Origin of the sequence: Thomasclavelia sp. (assembly GCF_017889095.1) — a bacterium.
Lineage (GTDB): Bacteria > Bacillota_I > Bacilli_A > Erysipelotrichales > Coprobacillaceae > Thomasclavelia.
This window is the reverse complement of the sequence record NZ_JAGHEW010000084.1, coordinates 1-18,928: the sequence shown is the minus strand read 5'-3', so window position 1 is coordinate 18,928 and position 18,928 is coordinate 1. Positions and strand designations below refer to the sequence as shown.

General features: G+C 30.2%; 17 protein-coding genes. 4 read left to right on the top strand and 13 right to left on the bottom strand.

Going from position 1 to position 18,928, the window contains the following annotated elements:
* The 10 genes from J7M77_RS03805 to J7M77_RS03760 form a co-directional block, all read right to left on the bottom strand.
* Window positions 1–482 (bottom strand): ABC transporter ATP-binding protein (locus J7M77_RS03805; RefSeq protein ID WP_296876165.1); only part of this gene is annotated, 482 nt, incomplete at its 3' end.
* Window positions 483–649: 167 nt separating this feature from the next.
* Entirely contained in the window at window positions 650–1,357 is a 708-nt protein-coding gene (locus J7M77_RS03800; protein WP_296876163.1) for a hypothetical protein, read from the bottom strand.
* Window positions 1,358–1,556: 199 nt separating this feature from the next.
* Entirely contained in the window at window positions 1,557–2,537 is a 981-nt protein-coding gene (locus J7M77_RS03795) for an LCP family protein (RefSeq protein ID WP_296876162.1), read from the bottom strand.
* The gene (locus tag J7M77_RS03790) at window positions 2,524–3,201 is read right to left on the bottom strand and encodes a CpsD/CapB family tyrosine-protein kinase (RefSeq protein WP_296876160.1); all 678 of its coding nucleotides are present in this window, start codon (window positions 3,199–3,201) and stop codon (window positions 2,524–2,526) included. Before J7M77_RS03790 ends, J7M77_RS03795 begins: the two co-directional genes overlap by 14 nt.
* Before the next feature lie 2 nt (window positions 3,202–3,203).
* On the bottom strand, window positions 3,204–3,947 hold the full coding sequence (locus J7M77_RS03785; protein WP_296876158.1) for a YveK family protein: 744 nt from the start codon (window positions 3,945–3,947) through the stop codon (window positions 3,204–3,206).
* A 358-nt stretch (window positions 3,948–4,305) separates the two neighbouring features.
* Window positions 4,306–5,988, bottom strand: a complete 1,683-nt coding sequence (locus J7M77_RS03780) for an AAA family ATPase (protein WP_296876156.1) — start codon at window positions 5,986–5,988, stop codon at window positions 4,306–4,308.
* A gap of 153 nt (window positions 5,989–6,141) precedes the next feature.
* Window positions 6,142–7,056, bottom strand: coding sequence for a ParB/RepB/Spo0J family partition protein (locus tag J7M77_RS03775; protein ID WP_296876154.1), 915 nt, complete (start codon window positions 7,054–7,056; stop codon window positions 6,142–6,144).
* Window positions 7,046–7,816, bottom strand: a complete 771-nt coding sequence (locus J7M77_RS03770; protein WP_296876152.1) for a ParA family protein — start codon at window positions 7,814–7,816, stop codon at window positions 7,046–7,048. Before J7M77_RS03770 ends, J7M77_RS03775 begins: the two co-directional genes overlap by 11 nt.
* Entirely contained in the window at window positions 7,816–8,688 is an 873-nt protein-coding gene (locus tag J7M77_RS03765; protein ID WP_296876150.1) for a phosphatidylserine decarboxylase, read from the bottom strand. Before J7M77_RS03765 ends, J7M77_RS03770 begins: the two co-directional genes overlap by 1 nt.
* Window positions 8,685–9,299 carry a CDP-alcohol phosphatidyltransferase family protein gene (locus J7M77_RS03760; protein WP_296876149.1) on the bottom strand — a complete coding sequence of 205 codons (615 nt, stop codon included), beginning with the start codon at window positions 9,297–9,299 and terminating at the stop codon, window positions 8,685–8,687. The genes J7M77_RS03765 and J7M77_RS03760 overlap by 4 nt, the downstream gene beginning before the upstream one ends.
* Window positions 9,300–9,993: 694 nt before the next feature.
* Here J7M77_RS03760 and J7M77_RS03755 point away from each other — a divergent pair.
* Window positions 9,994–10,122: a putative holin-like toxin gene (locus tag J7M77_RS03755; RefSeq protein ID WP_296876147.1), complete on the top strand. Its 129-nt coding sequence runs from the start codon at window positions 9,994–9,996 to the stop codon at window positions 10,120–10,122.
* 199 nt (window positions 10,123–10,321) lie between these two features.
* On the opposite strand, the gene nrdG is transcribed toward J7M77_RS03755, so the two are convergent.
* Both nrdG and nrdD read right to left on the bottom strand, forming a co-directional pair.
* Window positions 10,322–10,837, bottom strand: a complete 516-nt coding sequence (gene nrdG / locus J7M77_RS03750) for an anaerobic ribonucleoside-triphosphate reductase activating protein (protein WP_296876145.1) — start codon at window positions 10,835–10,837, stop codon at window positions 10,322–10,324.
* A gap of 2 nt (window positions 10,838–10,839) precedes the next feature.
* Complete coding sequence (nrdD, locus tag J7M77_RS03745; protein WP_296876143.1) at window positions 10,840–12,999, bottom strand: anaerobic ribonucleoside-triphosphate reductase; 2,160 nt, start codon at window positions 12,997–12,999, stop codon at window positions 10,840–10,842.
* Window positions 13,000–13,312: 313 nt separating this feature from the next.
* Here nrdD and J7M77_RS03740 point away from each other — a divergent pair, with 313 nt between their 5' ends.
* Entirely contained in the window at window positions 13,313–14,002 is a 690-nt protein-coding gene (locus J7M77_RS03740; protein ID WP_296876141.1) for a PIG-L family deacetylase, read from the top strand.
* A gap of 68 nt (window positions 14,003–14,070) precedes the next feature.
* Window positions 14,071–15,081, top strand: coding sequence for a hypothetical protein (locus J7M77_RS03735; protein ID WP_296876139.1), 1,011 nt, complete (start codon window positions 14,071–14,073; stop codon window positions 15,079–15,081).
* Here J7M77_RS03735 and J7M77_RS03730 read toward each other — a convergent pair.
* A complete protein-coding gene (locus tag J7M77_RS03730) occupies window positions 15,071–16,192 on the bottom strand; it encodes a GGDEF domain-containing protein (RefSeq protein WP_296876137.1) in 1,122 nt (373 codons plus the stop codon). The genes J7M77_RS03735 and J7M77_RS03730 overlap by 11 nt on opposite strands.
* A 185-nt stretch (window positions 16,193–16,377) precedes the next feature.
* Here J7M77_RS03730 and J7M77_RS03725 point away from each other — a divergent pair.
* On the top strand, window positions 16,378–18,928 hold a 2,551-nt coding region (locus J7M77_RS03725; protein WP_296876135.1), incomplete at its 3' end, for a M4 family metallopeptidase.

Genomic DNA, 18,928 nt, shown 5'->3' with positions numbered 1-18,928 from the left:
GCTGGGTCTAAACCAACCATCGGTTCATCTACTAATAGTGCTTTAGGCTGGATCATCAAAGCTAAAATCAAACTTAATTTTTGATTCATTCCTTTAGATAACTCTTTAGCTAATCTTTTTTTCTTATCACTTAATTTAAATAACTCTAAATACTTATTGGCAATTTCTTGATAATTTTCAATCCGATAAGCATTACCAATAAAATCAATATGTTCTTCAACCGTTAAAACATCATATAATACCGGTGTTTCGGGAACATAACCAAAACATCTTTTTGCTTCTAGACTATCATTTTGATAACCGCAAATTTTAATCTCTCCTTCAAATCTTAACAAATTGGCAATACTTTTAATCGTCGTTGATTTTCCGGCTCCGTTTGGTCCTAACAATATAGTGATCTTCCCTGGAAGTGCTGTTAAGTTAATATTATTAGCCGCCTTAAATCCATCATAATCTTTAACTAGATTTTTTACCTCAATCATACTTTTCCCTCCTTATAAATATTATAATTTATCAATTATTCTAAGTAACCTTAATAATTATTAAGATTTAATCAGATAAATATATGATTACTTACATTATACCAATTTAAAGTAATAAAAAAATGCCCTTTACAAAACTTGTAAAGAGCACTATCTAGATTTAACTATTAATTACTTTTTTTAGTGCGATAAGCTAATAATCCAAGCGCAATAATAGCTGCTCCACCTAATCCGGCATATAATGCAATATCACTGTTATCGCCTGTTTTTACTGCAGTTTCACCTTTAGTTGAATCAGTAGTATCACTATCACCATTAGTTGTTACATCGCTTTGTTTATAGATTACTGCTACTGGTGATAAATCAGGGAATGTTGCAGTTACTGTTTTATTAGAAAAGTCAACATTACCTGGAGTAATTACTTCCCATACGCTTCTTACTGTACTATAGTGTAAAACGTATACATCCCCCATATTTGATGTTAGGTTTGGTACTTCCCATGTTACTGTTACGTTAGTTGCATTTGCATCGCTTCCATCGGCATTTAAAGCAACTAAGTCTTGCAATTTAGTAAGTAAGCTAAATTCTGATAAATCGATGTTTACATCATCAGGCAACTGAACTGATACGTTTGCTAGAGCATCTTCTAAAGCTGTACCGCTATTTAAGTTTTCAATTTGAGTTGCTACTGCTGGTTCTACATCTTCAAATACTTTATCAGAACTTGTTGAAAATGAAACTGTTACTCCATCAGCTACACCACTAACATTTGTTACTGCACCATTAGCTGTGGCACTTCCAACCGCAAATACAGTTGAAACGCTCATAGTTAATAGAAGTAACATCGCCATTCCATATTTCACTAATCTCTTCATTTGCTTTTTCCTCCTCTCAAAATTAGTGTTACAGTATCAAAAACTGATTTCTCAATCCAAATATACTGCTTTATTTGTATTTATATAAACAATTAATAATTTCCAATTTCATCATTGATAAAGCATTTATAAGATAAAAAAGAAATCATTTTTGTTTATATCCCCTTTTTCAATCCTTTTGTTTTAAATCATTAATCGATTATTCTTTGGTATAAAATAATTCAACTTTTTTAGCTTCTACTTTATCTTGATCAATAATATATTCATCATGAAATGCCCCCGCTTTATTTTCCCCTTCTAATGTGTAGAAGTTTTCTTTTTCATCAAATGAATATTCTAAAATCATATTGGCAAATACTTGTAAATCATCAAAAGATATATTCGTTGTCATTTCTTTAACAACACTATAAATTGATTCCACCATTTGATTAAAATCAGTCTTTAATAATTCATTTACTTTTTTAAAATACGCCAACATATATTCTTTTTGTCTTTCCATTCGCTCATTATTAGAAAAATCAATTTCAGTATTACGATAACGTAAAAATGTTTCCACATTTGACGTGTCAACCGTTAATACTGTCCCCTCTTTCCATGATGGATTAACATCAACTAAACTATTATTAGGAATGGTTACCTCCAATGATCCCATGATACTTTGAACCTTATTCAACATATTTAAATTCAATGAAGCATAATAAACGATTGGTATATCCCCTAACATTCTAGAAACAGCCTGCGAAGCACGCATACACCCATTTCTTTCATTATTGGCGTACGCATACGATAAATTAATATGATGCTTTTGCCATCCTAAACTATTACCCTCTACATCATATAATCTAATATCAGTCATTGTATCTCTAGGAATAGAAACAACTTGCATACTTTTATTAGTACGATCCAATAAAAGCAGTTCTAATACATCGGCCTGTCCTTGGCTATCAGTTGGATCCGATGTATCAATTCCCAAGAATAAAATAGAAACAATTGAACTATTATACTGATACTTTTCATTATTATAGGTAATATGATGATAATCTTCGTTTTTTTCACTACTTACCACATCACTTTGATTATTGCCATGAAAACATACCATAATAACAATCGAAACAGCTATAACAACAATAAGAAAGATATATAGATAAAATAACTTGCTAGTTTTTTTACTCTTTTCCATAACCGTAACCATACCCATAGCCATAACCATATTCTGATGATGTTCTTTTTACACCATTCAATACTAGTCCTACCATTCTTACACCATTTCTTTCTAAGTTTAAAACAGCTCGTTTAATGATTTTCTTTTTACTAATTTGGTTTCTTACGACCATGACTGTACCATCAGCAATTCTTCCAACAATAGAAGCATCCGCCGCTGCAGCAACTGGTGGAGTATCAATGATTACATAATCAAAAGTATCTTTTAGTTTTTCAATTAGCTCACTAAACTTTTCACCTGATAAAATTTCTGATGGATTGGGTGGTTTTTTCCCTGACAAGATTACATAAAGATTTTCAATATTAGTTTCAAATACTACATTACCTGATTGTCCCGTTAAATATTCACTGACCCCTCTTTTATTACCAGATATATTTAAAAGATACTTTAAAGATGTTTTTCGTAAATCACAATCCATTAATACAACCTTTTTCCCCGCTTCTGCAAAACCCCGAGCTAAATTAAAGGCAGTAATTGTTTTACCCTCATTAGGTATAGTACTAGTAATGGCAATTACCTTTAATCGATCAACATATAGTAGATTAGTTCTTAATATCTTATATGATTCTTGTAAAGTTTTATTTACAAGTTCTTCATTTATACTTATCATAGACTGTGCCATTTTTAACGTCTCCTTCTTTTTTTATCCTGTTTTTTATTGTAAACAAGATCTTTGTCTTCAATAACTGAACACAACACTGGTAATTGAACCGTATTTTCCAGATCTTCAATTGATTGAATTGTATCGCTTAAAATAGCTTTCAAACTGATTGCACCAATAGCCAAACACATTCCCACTAAAAAACCAAGCAATCCTTTTTGAATGATTGAATACCCAACCGCGTTAGAATTGATAACAGCATTTTCAATAATATATGGCTCTTGAGAATCAATTTCCCGAACCGAATCAATACTGCAATTCATTGTTTCATTAGCTATATTCATCGATAATTCTGGATTATTGGAAGTAACTGTGATTTCTAAAATTCGCGAATCACTAGGATTTCCAATAGAAATCATGTTGTATAATTCATTATAAGAATACTCTAAATTTAAATTCGCAATGACATTTTCAAGAATTGGTCGACTTTTAAAGATTATTTCATAATCAGATGTTAATTCCTGATTCAACTGTAAATCAGATAAAGAAACACTGTTTGATGCGCCCCTTAAATATACTTTTGATGTTGATGTATACATCGGAGTATCTAGAAAAGCCGTATAACCAACAACAGCAAGCATTACTATTAAAGCTCCAGTTAACACTAAATACCAATACTCTTTTATTTGATCAAAAAGAAACCTGAGATCTATTTCAATCTCATCATTATCACTATCATTATGATCAACTAACTCTATTTTATCCATCAATCCATACCCCTCTCTTTAACTCAATAAACCTTACTTTTTTATCACAACAATATCATGTTTATAATCAATATTTCATAATTATATTTCATTCAATAATTACTAACTTTATTCGAGTGTTATTTTAAGACCAAATTGGTCTAAACTATAAATGGATTATAAAATAGCCATTATAGCATTTCAATAATAATGTATCTAAATCACAAGTTTATGTAATAATTGTCGCAATTTTATAACAATATTTATAAAATTTATAGAAATCAAATTTACTAATACCTACCATCCAAATTATTATATGGAATTTATTTTTAAACACAAAAAAGACAATCCATTTTGAAATAGACTGTCTAAATAATTATTATGCTTTAGTAATAATACACTGTTTCTTATAAAAAGATATTCCATAACCAATTACATTTTCATATCCTTCATCTTCTAATCCTTCGATATATTTTTGATTGATGATTTGTTCACTGGCTTTAGCACTGTCTTTTCTTAGTTCTTTAATACTATTAGAATGCTTGCATTCAATGACAATTGCAGTTTCTAAAATACTGTATGGCAGCATTGCAAGGTCAAACCTGCCATCACCGCTTTCTCGATTTGATCTTACATCATAACCGTCAGCATTTAAAAAACCGACCATAAAACCATGATAGAATGACTCGTAGTTATCATAGTAGCTAATGCTTTGTATCAAGACATCCTGCAATAATCTATTAGCTAAAGAAACATTTCCATCAATCAGTGCTTCTACAAATGAACCTTCTCTTTCTTTTTGATACCCTTCAAACCATTTCATAAAGATATCTTCATAGATGTATTTGACTTCTTTATTTGGGATGATTAATTCATAGGTATTTTGCACCAGTTCTTTGCTTTCTGGATCATAAACTTTATCCTTGATTTTTAAATATCCGGTATACAGTAAGAAACTGTAGATATCGTCATTCATCTTTCCAGGTGTTTTAAAATCCATTTCTCTATAAGTAAGTTCCGGTGTAACTTTCTTGATAATGCTTTTACCATTGATCAGTTCTTCAAATTCTTCCTTCATTTTTAGTGTTCCATTTTTGATATACTGTCTAACTAAATCATTGCTGCTGGTATTGGCCCAAAAGGATATCGCTGGAAAATCGTTATTTCCATTTAATTCCTTTATATAGTTAAGAGCACTCCAAGGATTATAGATTTCTTTATTATCAAACAGATAACCGTCGTACCATTCTTTCATCTCATCACGTTTACTTATTAAATTATAATAATTTAATAAACCATCTATTTCTTTTTGCGTAAAACCAAAACAGTCAGAAGCAAACTGGCTAGTAATTGTACGTACTGTAAAATTATTAAGACCGGTAAAGATACTTTCTTTGGCAATTCTTAAACACCCTGTGAGAATTCCTCTTTCTAAGGCATCATTGGTTTTTAAACCTGCTGAAAAAACACTTTTTAAAAAATTGACCATCTCATCATAGTAACCGTGATTAAAGGCACTTTGAAGCGGTACATCATATTCATCAATTAAAATAATGACTTTTTGATGATAATGCTGATACAAACATCGCGATAGAGTTTTTAGTGAATTTCTTAATTGTAAGTCATCAGCTTGCGAAAATTTAAAATCATTAAATACTTTCTTATCAGCTTCATCAACAGATGGACTATTTATCAGTTCTTTGTTTTCTAATATAAGTATTTTGATAAGATCAGCAAACTGTTTTTTCTGTTCTTCAAAATTCGTAGCAGTCATATCTTTTAAGGTTAAAAAGATAACCGGATACTGGTTTTGATGTTTTGTGATTTCCTTATTTTCACTAATTTTTAGTCTATCAAATAAATAGGCGTTTTCCTTTTCTTTATTTGAGAAAAAATAATAAAGCATTGACATATTTAAGGTCTTACCAAATCTTCTTGGTCTAGTATATAACATTACTTTATCGCTTAAGACATCTGCAATTAACATCGTTTTATCAACATAATAGTAATTATAATCAATTAATTCTTTGAAATTCTCGACACCTGTACTTACTCGCTTCATTATCATCTTTCCTCTCTTCCTTTTGATTACTATCATTTTATCATAACATACTATAAAAGTCATTGAATTCAAAATTACAAATAGAGTCAACAATTAATACTATAATGACAATTTTTAGAAATATAAAAAAGATGATAGTATAAGCCATCATCTCTAACTTTCTTCAATTACTCCCATTAATTCTAAGATTCGATTTAAATCTTTAGTATCCGTATATTTAATGGTTACTGTTTTTTCATCAACTTTTATTTTAGTTCTAAATTTTTTTCTAAGTATATCTTCAACATATTTATATTCTTTAGGTTTTTCTACTTTTGGCGCATTACGACGTGATTTTCCTAATTCTATTCCTTTTACAATATTTTCAACATCGCGAACCGATAGATTTTCATCAATACATCTTTTAGCGATACTTTCGGCTTTTTCTTTAGAAAGAGTAATCAAACAGCGAGCATGTCCCATTGATAGTTTACCTTCAAGAACATAGTTTTGAATTTTTTCTGGTAATTGTAGTAATCTTAATGTATTAGCGATATAACTACGTGATTTCCCAATTCTTTTTCCTAATTCTTCTTGAGTTAAATTCAATCTTTCCATCATTTGCTGATAAGCCTGAGCTTCTTCAATTGAATTAAGATCTTCTCTTTGAATATTTTCTAATAAAGCAATTTCCATCATTTGTTGATCTGTAAATTCAACAATGATAGCTGGGATTTGATCTAATCCTGCTATTTTGGCAGCTCGACAGCGCCGTTCTCCCGCAACAATTTCATAGCCTTGAATCGATGCTTTTAAAATAACTGGCTGGAATACTCCATGTTCCCTAATTGAAACGGCTAACTCTTGCAATTTTTCCTCATCAAAAAGCTTACGAGGCTGATAAGGATTAGGACGAATTTGATCTAACGGTACCTGAACCTGTTTAGATGCTGGTGTGTTATGTTCAATATCATCGATCAAGCTAGTGATATCACCACCAAAAATAGCATCCAATCCTTTTCCCAAACGTTTATTTTTTACACTAGTATTAGTTGTTTTCTTTGTTTTTTTCGCTGAATTACTTGGCATTTCGCTTACACACCTCTTTTGCAAATTCCCGATAAGCTCTGGCTCCTTCGGAATTATTATCATAATCAAAAATAGCTAAGCCCTCTGAAGGCGCTTCTGATAATTTAATATTTCTAGGAATAACTGTTTTATAAACTTTTTCTTTAAAATATTTACGAACTTCTTGAGATACCTCAACCCCTAAATTAGTTCTTTGATCCAGCATTGTAAGTAGTATTCCCTCAATTGTTAATTTAGGATTAAAGACACTTTGAGTCAACAAAACAGTATTTAATAATTGAGTTAATCCCTCTAAGGCATAATATTCACATTGAACTGGAATTAATACCGCATCACAAGCAGTTAAAGCGTTAGTATTTAATAATCCTAATGCTGGTGGACAGTCAATGATTACATAGTCGTAATTACGTTTTACTTTATTTAAGGCATTTCTTAATCGTTGTTCGCGTCCTGATTTAACATTAGCTAATTCTAAATCAGCACCAGCTAAATCAATACTGGCTGGAGCTACATCTAGCTTTGCAATATATGAAGGAACAATAACATCTTTCATATCACATTCTTCAACAATTATGTTATAAGTTGACAATTCGATATTATCGCGGTCAATTCCAATTCCTTGTGTTGCATTAGCTTGTGGATCCATATCAATAAGAAGAACACGATGTTTAGTATTTGCTAAAGCAGCAGCTAGATTAATACTAGTTGTCGTCTTACCAACACCACCCTTTTGATTTGTAATCGCAATTATTCTTGTCATTATTTGTCCTCCTTCATCTTCTTACCTATCGTTTCACCTAATTTTACTACTGTTTCCTTATTATTAATAGTATTTTTTAAAATATCCGCATCAATAACAGCCTGATTTTCTTTTAATAAGATAATTACTGTTGAACCACCAAATTCAAAATATCCCTTTTCTTCACCACGATGGCACTTTTCCTTGTGATGATTAACAATTCTACCTACCATCATTGCCCCAACTTCCATTTGAACCATCTTACCAAAATTCTTTGATTCAATTACTGTATAACACCGTGTATTTTGTTTATAAATAGGATAATAATCATTGGCAATCGGATTTACTGTATGAAATTTTCCTTTAATCATCTTATCATTAATAATTTTCCCATCATCAATATAACTATAGCGATGATAATCATCAACTGTAAGTCTAAACACTAGCCAGTATCCATTTAAATACTCACTAGCCAAATCTTGGTCATCTAATAATTCCGCTAATGAATAGCTAGTATCTTTAATAACTACCCGACATTTTTCATCAATTGGATATGCCGTTAACTTAGCATCCGCCGGACTAATTAATACATTATCATCACTGCTGTAAGGACGTTTACCAGGTAAGATCTTGCGGGTAAAAAAATCATTATAACTAGTAAAATCCCGTTTTTCAAACTGTGACATATCTATCTGATTACTTTCAATAAACGGCTGAATTCTTCTTTTAGATAAACTAGAATTCATATAAAAACCGCCAAGATTGCTTACAAACTTACATACAAGAATTTTTAAAGCACATCTACCAAGAAATGTGCCATAAAGTTTCCTTAATAAATTATTTTGGCTTTCACCATTAGTTTGTTCGTTTCCTAATCGATCAACTACTTTCATCGTATCACCATTATCTGAATAAATTCTACTATAACTAAAATTCCTAAAGCAATCAATCCTTTTGATTGCACTTTAGGTACTTTAAAATCAACAATAAACAATATTCCTGTAATCAACATTAACGTCCCATAAATATAATCTAATCCAAAAATTACATATCTAAATGCATACGCCATTGGTAAAATAAATGACGATGTCGTTACCGGTAGCCCTTGATAATATTTTCTCTTTTCTGTTGTTTGTTGCTGGCGAATTTCTTCTTGAACATTAAAATATGCAAGTCTAATTACCGCTGCAAGTACATAAAAAATCTCAATTGCTAGCCAGCCCATTGAACTCAAGCCAACATTATACCCTAATATTGCTGGAAAAACACCAAAAGCAACTAAATCACATAAAGAATCGATTTGTATTCCAAACCGTTTTTCCTCTTCTGTACGATTTTTCTTACTTCGTGCCACCATACCATCAAAAGTATCGCAAATACCACACATAATTAAGCAAATAAATGCCCACTGATATTCTCCATTAAAAGATAAATGAATTCCTGCCATAGCAAAAATTAGTGACAAATATGTAAGAATAACCGTATAACTATAATATCCGATCATTTTTCTACTCCCTATATTAATTTTAACAAAGACAGTATAGCACATATTTAAGTAATAAGGTACTAAATTAAGCTAAATTTAGGTTTATAGATTGCTTCTAATATTCTAAAAAAGATTGATTTTTCCTTCTTTTTTACAATTTATCTTTAAAAACCATAATTATGTATTTAAATCAATAATTATAATTCACTTAAAATTAGCCTTCATTTTATGACCTCAAGAAGTCATTATATCACAAATCATTTATTTTAAAATAATTTTTTAGTTTCAGTTTCATTTATTTATCATTTATCATGAACATTCAATCCTTATTATCAAAAACCATTATAATAATAGCGGTTATATCTTGGTCGCAAAATAAAAAATTGCTTCTTGTCACTATTGACAAGAAGCAGGAAAATAATAACAAAAAATAACTATCTCTGTCTCTGGCAAAGTTTGAGGTAGCTATTACATCTATATTATAATTTACTTTTAATCTACTGTCATTGAATTACAAATTCAATAATTAGAGCTAACAAGTATTGAGAATGGACTACTATTGAATATTTAAAAATAGCTGTTATTATAAGTTATAGGAACAGCAATAGCGGTAGGTGGTTATGTCTTGGTCGTGACGACGAAGGCACGTTATCCTTCGTAATATTCATCATCCATTTTTGTAAATGGAAATCTGAATACGGAGGTGATGAACATGACAGCTTATGAAACCGTCATGATAGTGGTAACTATTTTAACACTTATTGTGGCACTTATAAGTTTGATTGTGAGATTACTTCTTGTCATTATTGACAACAAGAAGGAACATAATGATAAAAAATAACTACCTCTGTCTGTGGAAAGCTTGAGGTAGTTATTTTTACCTTATAAATCCAGGACATAACCGCTTATCGGCTGTTCCTTTTACAATTTCATTATAGTTTATGTTATTTTAGTTGTCAATATACACTAATTTTGATTTTTTATTTCATTTAAAAATTAATAAAAAATCTCTAGATACACAATATATCTAAAGATTAAGTTTAATTTTGATAATAACGACTAGGCTGATATAAAACTATTTTATCTTGTTCCAATGATTCTTTTACATCAATGATCCTTTGGTTTGAAGAACCGCGAAACCGAAGTTTTCGATCACTTAATTTGTAATCAAACGGCCCATCAATCAAAACATCTAAATAAGGTAATATCGCCACGTCAAATTCTTTTATCTTTTCATAAAGATAAGCTGAATACAGCCAAATTGTTCGATTTGGACAATTATCTTTCAATTTTTTTAATAAAGCACTAATTGCATAACGATTTTCCGGTTCTAACGGTTCACCGCCAAGAACTGTGATGCCAGTGATATGAGGCTGATTAACTAGTCGAATTAATTCATTTTCCAATTCTTCACTAAATTCACTGCCACCATTAAAATCCCAAGTTTCGGGATTAAAACATTTAAAACAATGTTGATGACAGCCTTGAACATATAAAGAAACCCGAATTCCTTCGCCGTTGGCAATATCTAATTGCCTAATTTGCGCATATCTCACAATTATTCACCATATAAATGATTATCTAAATGAACAAAACGTTCAGCAATTTCCTGGGTTCTTCCTTGATTCCAGAAATTATCACCTAAATAACCACAAGTACGACGACAAACATTTAGTGTTTTATGATTACGGTTACCACAGTTTGGACAATACCATTCACGATTTTCATCTAATAAGATTTCACCATCAAAACCACATTCTTGACAATAATCAGATTTAGTATTAATTTCTGCATATTGAATCGTGTCATACATATAATCAATTAATGCTGAAAGGGCATCTAAGTTTTGTGACATGTTAGTAACTTCAACATAACTAATAGCCCCACCAGAAGATAGTTTTTGGAATTTAGCTTCTACTTCTAATTTACTAAATGCATCAATGTGTTCACGAACATTGACATGATATGAATTAGTTAAATAATCTTTATCAGTTACTCCTGGAACAATTCCAAAACGTTTCTTTAATGCTCTTGCAAAAGTATATGTAGTTGATTCGGCTGGTGTTCCATATAAACCAAATCCAAGTCCTGTTTCTGCTTTCCAGCTATCACAAGCATTTCTTAATCTTTCCATGATCTTTGTTGCTAGTTCATTACCATCTTTTGAAGTATGAGTTTGACCAATTAAAGCAATAACACATTCATATAAACCAATATATCCAAGTGAAATTGTTGAGTAACCATTTTCTAATAACTTATCGATCTTTTCACCAGATTTTAATCTAGCTAAAGCTCCATAGCGCCAATGAATTGGACTCACATCAGCTAATGTTCCTTTTAAGCTTTCATGACGTAATAATAAAGCTTCTTTACATAATTCTAATCGTTCATCTAAGATTTTCCAGAAATTATCTAAATTGTGATTAGCCGACAGACCAGCATCAGCTAAATTTAAAGTAACTACACCTTGATTAAAACGACCATACCATTTATATTCACCATTTTCATCTTTCCATGGTGATAAGAAACTACGACATCCCATACATGGGAAAACTTGTCCTTCATAATTTTCACGCATGATCTTAGCTGAAATAAAGTCAGGCATCATTCGCTTAGCTACACATTTAACCGCTAAATCAGTTAAATAACGATATTTACTATCTTGCGGTACATTATTATCGTCTAAGACATATAATAACTTAGGAAATGCTGGAGTAACATAGGCACCAACCGGATTTTTCATTCCGACATAACGCTGTCTTAATGTTTCTTCAATCAACATTGCTGTTTCTTCCATATATTCAGGTTCTTCTTTTAAATACATGAACACTGATAAAAATGGTGCTTGCCCATTAGTTGTTGAAAAAGTATTAATTTGATATTGAATTGTTTGAATACCTGCTTTAATTTCATCATGTAATCTTGATTTAGCGATTTTTTCAATTTGTTCATCGCTATAATCAATACCAATCATTTTCCCTTCATTAATAACATTTTTACGATGTTTTTCATAACTGATTCTAACGTATGGTGATAAATGGGCTAACGAGATAGTTTGACCACCATATTGACCATTAGCTACTTGTTGAACAATTTGAGTAGCTACCGTACATGCAGTTTGTAAAGATTTTGGTGTTTCAATTAATTTATCATTTATTACTGTACCTTGAGCGAACATATCTTTTAAATTGACTAAATCGCAATTATGCATTTTCTGAATATAATAATCCATATCATGGAAATGAATAATACCATCATCATGAGCTTGCACAATTTTTGGTGGTAACAATAATCGACGACAATAGTCTTTAGAAAACTCACCGGCAATCAAATCTCTTTGCGTAGCTAAAACTGTTGCATCTTTATTAGAATTTTCTTCCATGGCTTCTTTGTTAGTTTGATTTACGATTCCATAAATTTCGTTATCAATCGTATTTGTTTCTCTTTGGAACTCTCTAACTTTACGATACCCTTCGTATGCTTTAGCAGTTAAGATCTGACCTTTTTCAATCAGTTTTTCAAATACTTGACCTTCAATTCGATAAATTGAAATATCTGCATCACTATAGCTATGCCATTGTTCAATTTCAGTTGCAATATCTTTAGCACATTGTTCATCAATGATTCCACTACCACATTTCATTGCTTTTAAAATAGCATTTTCAATTTTTGTAGCATCAAAGTCAACAACATGACCATCTCTTTTAATAACTCTCATTATTTTTCCTCCTAAAATCATGATACTATGTTATCACCTAAAAAATCATTTGGATAATGATATGCACTATTACCCATGACTTTTTATCCCACGCTTAAATCAACTATTTATAAAATATAACTTATCCAAATCCCAACTATATCATATCCAAGTATTTAAATCACTACTTTTTTATAATTTATTATTTAACACCAAAATATCGTATATCTTTTTAAATTCTGGCAAAACTAACATCAGAAAAAATTAAGCATTACTTTATCAATCTTTAGAAAGGTTTAAATTCATTAATAAAATATCGTGTTAAAATTTGTCTATGAAAAAAATAATAATAATTATTTTAACTTTGCTTTTATTAAGCGGTTGCACTAATTCAACTGACAATTATCAAAAAGCTAGTCATCAAGATCTATTTGATCAAATCCAGTTTAAAGATTATAAAAATATTATGATCGTTGCTCACCCTGATGATGAAGCAATTTGGGGTGGTATGCATTTACTTAAAGATAAATATCTAGTAATCTGTTTAACTAATGGTGATAACCAAACTCGCGCTAAAGAATTTAACGAGGTGATCAAACAAACAAGTGGCGCTGGAATCATTTTAGATTATCCTGATAAAGTTGATGGCAAACGTGACGATTGGAGCAAAGTTAAAGCTAATATCAAAAACGATCTTTATTACTTATTATCAAACCAAAAATTTGATAATATCGTAACTCACAACCCTAAAGGAGAATACGGTCACGAGCATCATAAAATGACTTGTGAAATTGTTACTGATATCTCTAAAGATTTAAAAGTAACTGATAAATTATTTTACTTTGGTAAATATTATAAAAAAAGTAATCCCTTATTATCCATGATGAAACCAACTTATGATGAAAAATTATTAAAACAAAAAAAGGAGCTATTAAAAAAATATATTTCTCAAGAAACTGTTTGTGATCATTTACAACACATGTTTCCTTATGAAAACTGGATTAGTTACGCTAATTGGCACTAATCCAGTTTTTATTTTTACTTATTTAAAAATTTCCGTTATACTTATTTATAAAGAAAGCGGTGATACACATGACACTAGAAAAAATTACTAATAGTAAAATAGTTACCACGATTAATCAGGCGCTAACACCATTATTTTTAATTGGAAATTTAGCATCCATCAGTTATTTAAGCTACCGACTGTTCAATTTTACCATTGGCTATGATTTATGCATATTAATTACTACTCATTTGCCTTTAATTGTTGCAAGTATTCTCACTTATTTTTTTACCCATAAAATTATTTATAGTTTGTTTAGTGTTTTTATTTTATTGATTGCTAAACAAGATAATTATTTAATTGCTTATTTATTACCAATTAGTTTATTTTACTTAGATATTTATTTTCAAAAATATCTAGTTAATTATCATTTTATCAGTGATTTACCTAAATTTGTTGAAGATTCGCTTAAAAATATATTATTAGCTATTATGATTATTTTACTTACTTTAATTTGTAGTTATTTACATTTTAATTTAAGCTGTTTAAGTATCTTTGATTCCTTTTTTACTTGTATCATTGTTGTTTTTCTATATTGTTTTTTATTTTATCGCGGTTATCATCCGGCTATCTTGCTTAGTGTTTTAGGACCGGTTCAATTATTATTTCTAAATGAAAATATCCAAGCAGCATTATTAAATTTACCGCTTGAACATATTTTTACCCATGGCAGTATGTCGGCTTTTGCCAATCTATCAGGAACAGGAGTTACCATTGGCATCGCTTTTTTATCAAGAAAGAAATTTTCTGGCGGTTTAAAAGCTGCCTGGTTTGGAGTTAATGAAAACATTATCTTTGGATTGCCGATTACTAATAATAAAAAAGCCTTTGTTCCTTATGTTATTGGTGGAACAATTTTAGGCAGTTTTCCTTTTATCTTAATGGCTTTAGGCTATTTAAATAAACCGCTTTTTGATGCTCCTTATTTAGGCTTTTTTATTGAAAGTTATTTAGTTAATTTTGACTTTAGAAGTATCCTGGTAAATTTAATTCAAATTATTGGTTCTTTATTAATTTGGAAAAGCTGTTTTAAAAATTAACTTTTTCTTTTGCTAGCGTAATTTTATCTCTGCCACTATCTTTTGATTGATATAAAGCCAAATCAGCTTTAGAAATTAAACTATTTTTATCATCATCAATTACTTTTTTACAAATCCCTACACTGATAGTTACTGGTATTTGTGTACCATTAATAACATTGCGTTTCAAATTTTTTTGTAATTTACGAATCTTTTCTAACACTTCTACTTCTGTATGATTTTTAAAAATCATACAGAATTCATCTCCACCATATCGGTAACTTTTTATTTCTGGCATATTTTTCAACAGCAAATTACCAACTTGAACCAAAACACTGTCACCAAAAAGATGACCATGCTGATCATTAAACTGCTTAAATAAATCAATATCAAAAATAGCTAAATAATAAATATTATCATCATCTTCAACAATATCATCAAGATCTTTTTCAAAAGCACTTTTATTACCAACTAACGTTAATCCATCAAGATATATTCTTTTTTCTAAATCAAATCTTTCTATATTTCCCTGAATCGTAACTTCCCTTTTTCTCTCGTTAAAACGAATAATATAATGACTAATGATCAAAAAAATAAAATCAATAACTAATAGAACAACCATATTTAATATATAAATACTGTTAACTACTTTATCAAGATCATATTTTATAAAACAGCCACTTAATACCATCAATAATACGCTAATTAATGCGATAAAAGTTGTCAAACGTTCATCTTCATAAACCGTGCTAATCAAGATTGGTAATCCCAAAACGATTAATACTGACACGAATATATTGTGTACAGTTGCAAAAACAAAAGTAATAACAACCGTAAAGAAACATAATAAATAACTTTTTTGACGATATAATAAGCGCTCATTTTTTATTACCAGCCGGCTTAAAAAACACATTGCAAGATTAATCAAAGCTGGAATGAAAACATATTTTAAAAGATACCCGCGCACGCTTATTGTTGTTATTTTCATCGCATAAATAAAGATCATCAAAACCAATTCTAGTCCTAATCCAACTATCGAACTAATATACATTATCCTAGAATGTTGCAATAGCCATTGCTGATTAAATTGCTGATACTCAAAATATGCTTTATCTCGATATTGTGTTTTCATCTTTTACCTCGTTTTAATCTTTGAATTATTTATATCTTACCACCGAAAAAAGCCAAAAACAATAGTTGTCATCTCATGACAATGTTTTAACCGCATTAAAGTAATAAAAAACCAAAATCTTTACTTAAAATAAAATAATTGTCTTAAATTGTGTTAAAATATAAAAAAAGAAATGAGGTGAAGAAATGAAGAAATATTGTAAAAAATGTGGTAAAGAGCTTGATGCTTTCACAAATAAATGTCCAAATTGTGATTCAGCGAATCACAAGACATCTAATTTGAAAAAAAGGGCAATTGTTTTAACAATTATTGCCTTAGTATTAGTAATTGTAACTGCTAGTACTTTAGTTTATTTTGACTTTTTTGATTTGCCATTTACTAATTCTTCCAATAATAAATCTAAAAACAATGAAACAATAATTACAAAAGACGATAACTACACTAACATTGATGGTACATTTACCGATCAAACGATTACTGATGAAGATTCCGCTTTAAAAGCCATTGAAGATGCTAGTGACCTCATTGGTATCGATGATGTTGATGAATCATTAGATGACTGTCAAAATGAAGTTATCTTAGACAATCAATATTATCGTTTTAGCCAAGAATATGAAGATATTCCTGTCTATGGTCGAAGTGTTACTGTAAGTAGTGATGACCAAGGTAACTGCTTAAAATTATCAGGTAACTATTTAGACTTAGATGATATTGATGTTGACGTTGAATACAGCGAAGATAAAGCAATCAAAAAAATGAAAAAGGAACATGGTGATGATGCCGCTATTGAAAGTAAAGGTCTAACAATTTATACCTTAAATAATCATGAACCAGAAATTGCCTGGCAATTAAACATTTATAGCGATAAAGTTCATCAGGACTGTTTTATCTCCGCTAAAAGTGGTGATATTCTTGCTTCGATTGATTCTGTTTATTATGATAATGTTACTGGTGTAGGAAAAGATATTGATGGTGTTGATCAATCGTTTTTAACTGAAAATGATAATGGTACTTATAAAATGATCGATCAAGAAAAAAAGATCATCATTTATGATAGCCAAGATAATACTTTAATTCGTAATATTGCTATTTGTGACAACAACAATAATTACTATTATTTAAATAATGGTCAGTTTTATGATAACAACAATAATATCGTAACCGTTCAAGGCACTAATTATAATTTTACCATTAGTGATAGTAGCGGTAATACTTTAGGGACTAATGGTCGTTATGTTGTCAATTTATCAACTGATGGAGCTGCTTTAATTAATCCTACTTCCACTACAACTAACTGGAATAATCCTAAAGCAGTAACTTTAATGTCAAGAATCAGCAGGACTTATGATTTCTGGTTAACTAACTATAATCGTAAAGGTTATGACAATAAAGAAGGAACAATCGTTGGTGTCTACAACGATCATAATTCAGGCGATACAACTAATGCCTACTCATGGCAAATAACCGAAATTCCCGTGACGATTCTATCCTTTGCAACCGATAACTCTCTAGCTGTTGATACCGTTGGACATGAATATATGCACTCGGTTGAACGTTCAATTAGTAATATGGTTTATTTAGGTGAATCAGGAGCTTTAATGGAAGCTTATTCCGATATTTTTGGGGAAATAATTGAAGACTGGTATGATAATGGTACTCTTGATAATAGTTGCAACTGGGTTCATGGCAGTATTAGAAACATGATTGATCCTACCCAAAATAATAATCCCGCGACTTATCAAGGTACTCATTGGCAAGATACTAATAATACAAGTCGTGATAACGGTGGTGTGCATACAAACAATACTGTAATTTCTCATGCTGCTTATTTAATGTGGGCTGGTATTGATGGCAGTTCCAATTATGAAGGTTTAGGTACATTACAATTATCAAATTTATTTTATTCTACTTTACCTTATGTACCATCAGATTGTAATTTCTATCAATTTAAGATGCTTTTATTAGATACTGCGATGACTCTTTATAACCAAGGTCATTTAACCAATAAGCAATGCTTAACAGTTGAAGAAGCTTTTAATCAAGTTAACTTAAATGGTCAAGAACCACTATATAGTATGGCTGCGACTTTTGATCTTAATGTTTATGATATTAATAATGAATTGTATGATAACTATTCATTATTAATTGAACAATTTGATGATCCTAGCCAAGGTTTAAATTCTTCAATGACTAAAATTGACGAAATTAAAGTGAAAGACAATAAGCCATATAGCGTTAGCTTAAACGATGGAACCTACCGTTTGATCATTACGGATCTTTCCAACAACAATACGACAAAGACCCGTTATATAAATGTAAATCAAAGCGGTGAAACAAATTTAACTGTCTTTACTAACTTTGAAAAAAGCAATCAATCATCAGCTCCGGTTTCTTCTTCGACTATTCCTGATGATGCCGTTGAATTTAATGGCCATCATTATTATATTTATCAAGATAATTCGATTGATAGTGGCCAGGCGGCAATGGAATTTTGTCAAGATCATGGTGATGGTTATCTAGCTACCATAACTTCTAAAGAAGAAAACGACTTCTTGTATGATTATGTTACTAATAGTGGTTATCAAGAAGTATACTTTGGCTTATCTGACAGTGAAAAAGAAGGTAGCTGGAAATGGTTAAATGAAGAAAAAGTTGATTATACTAACTGGGATAGAAATCAGCCTGGTAAAAATAGTAACGCTAATTATGCCATGTTTAACGGCAGTGATAGCTGGG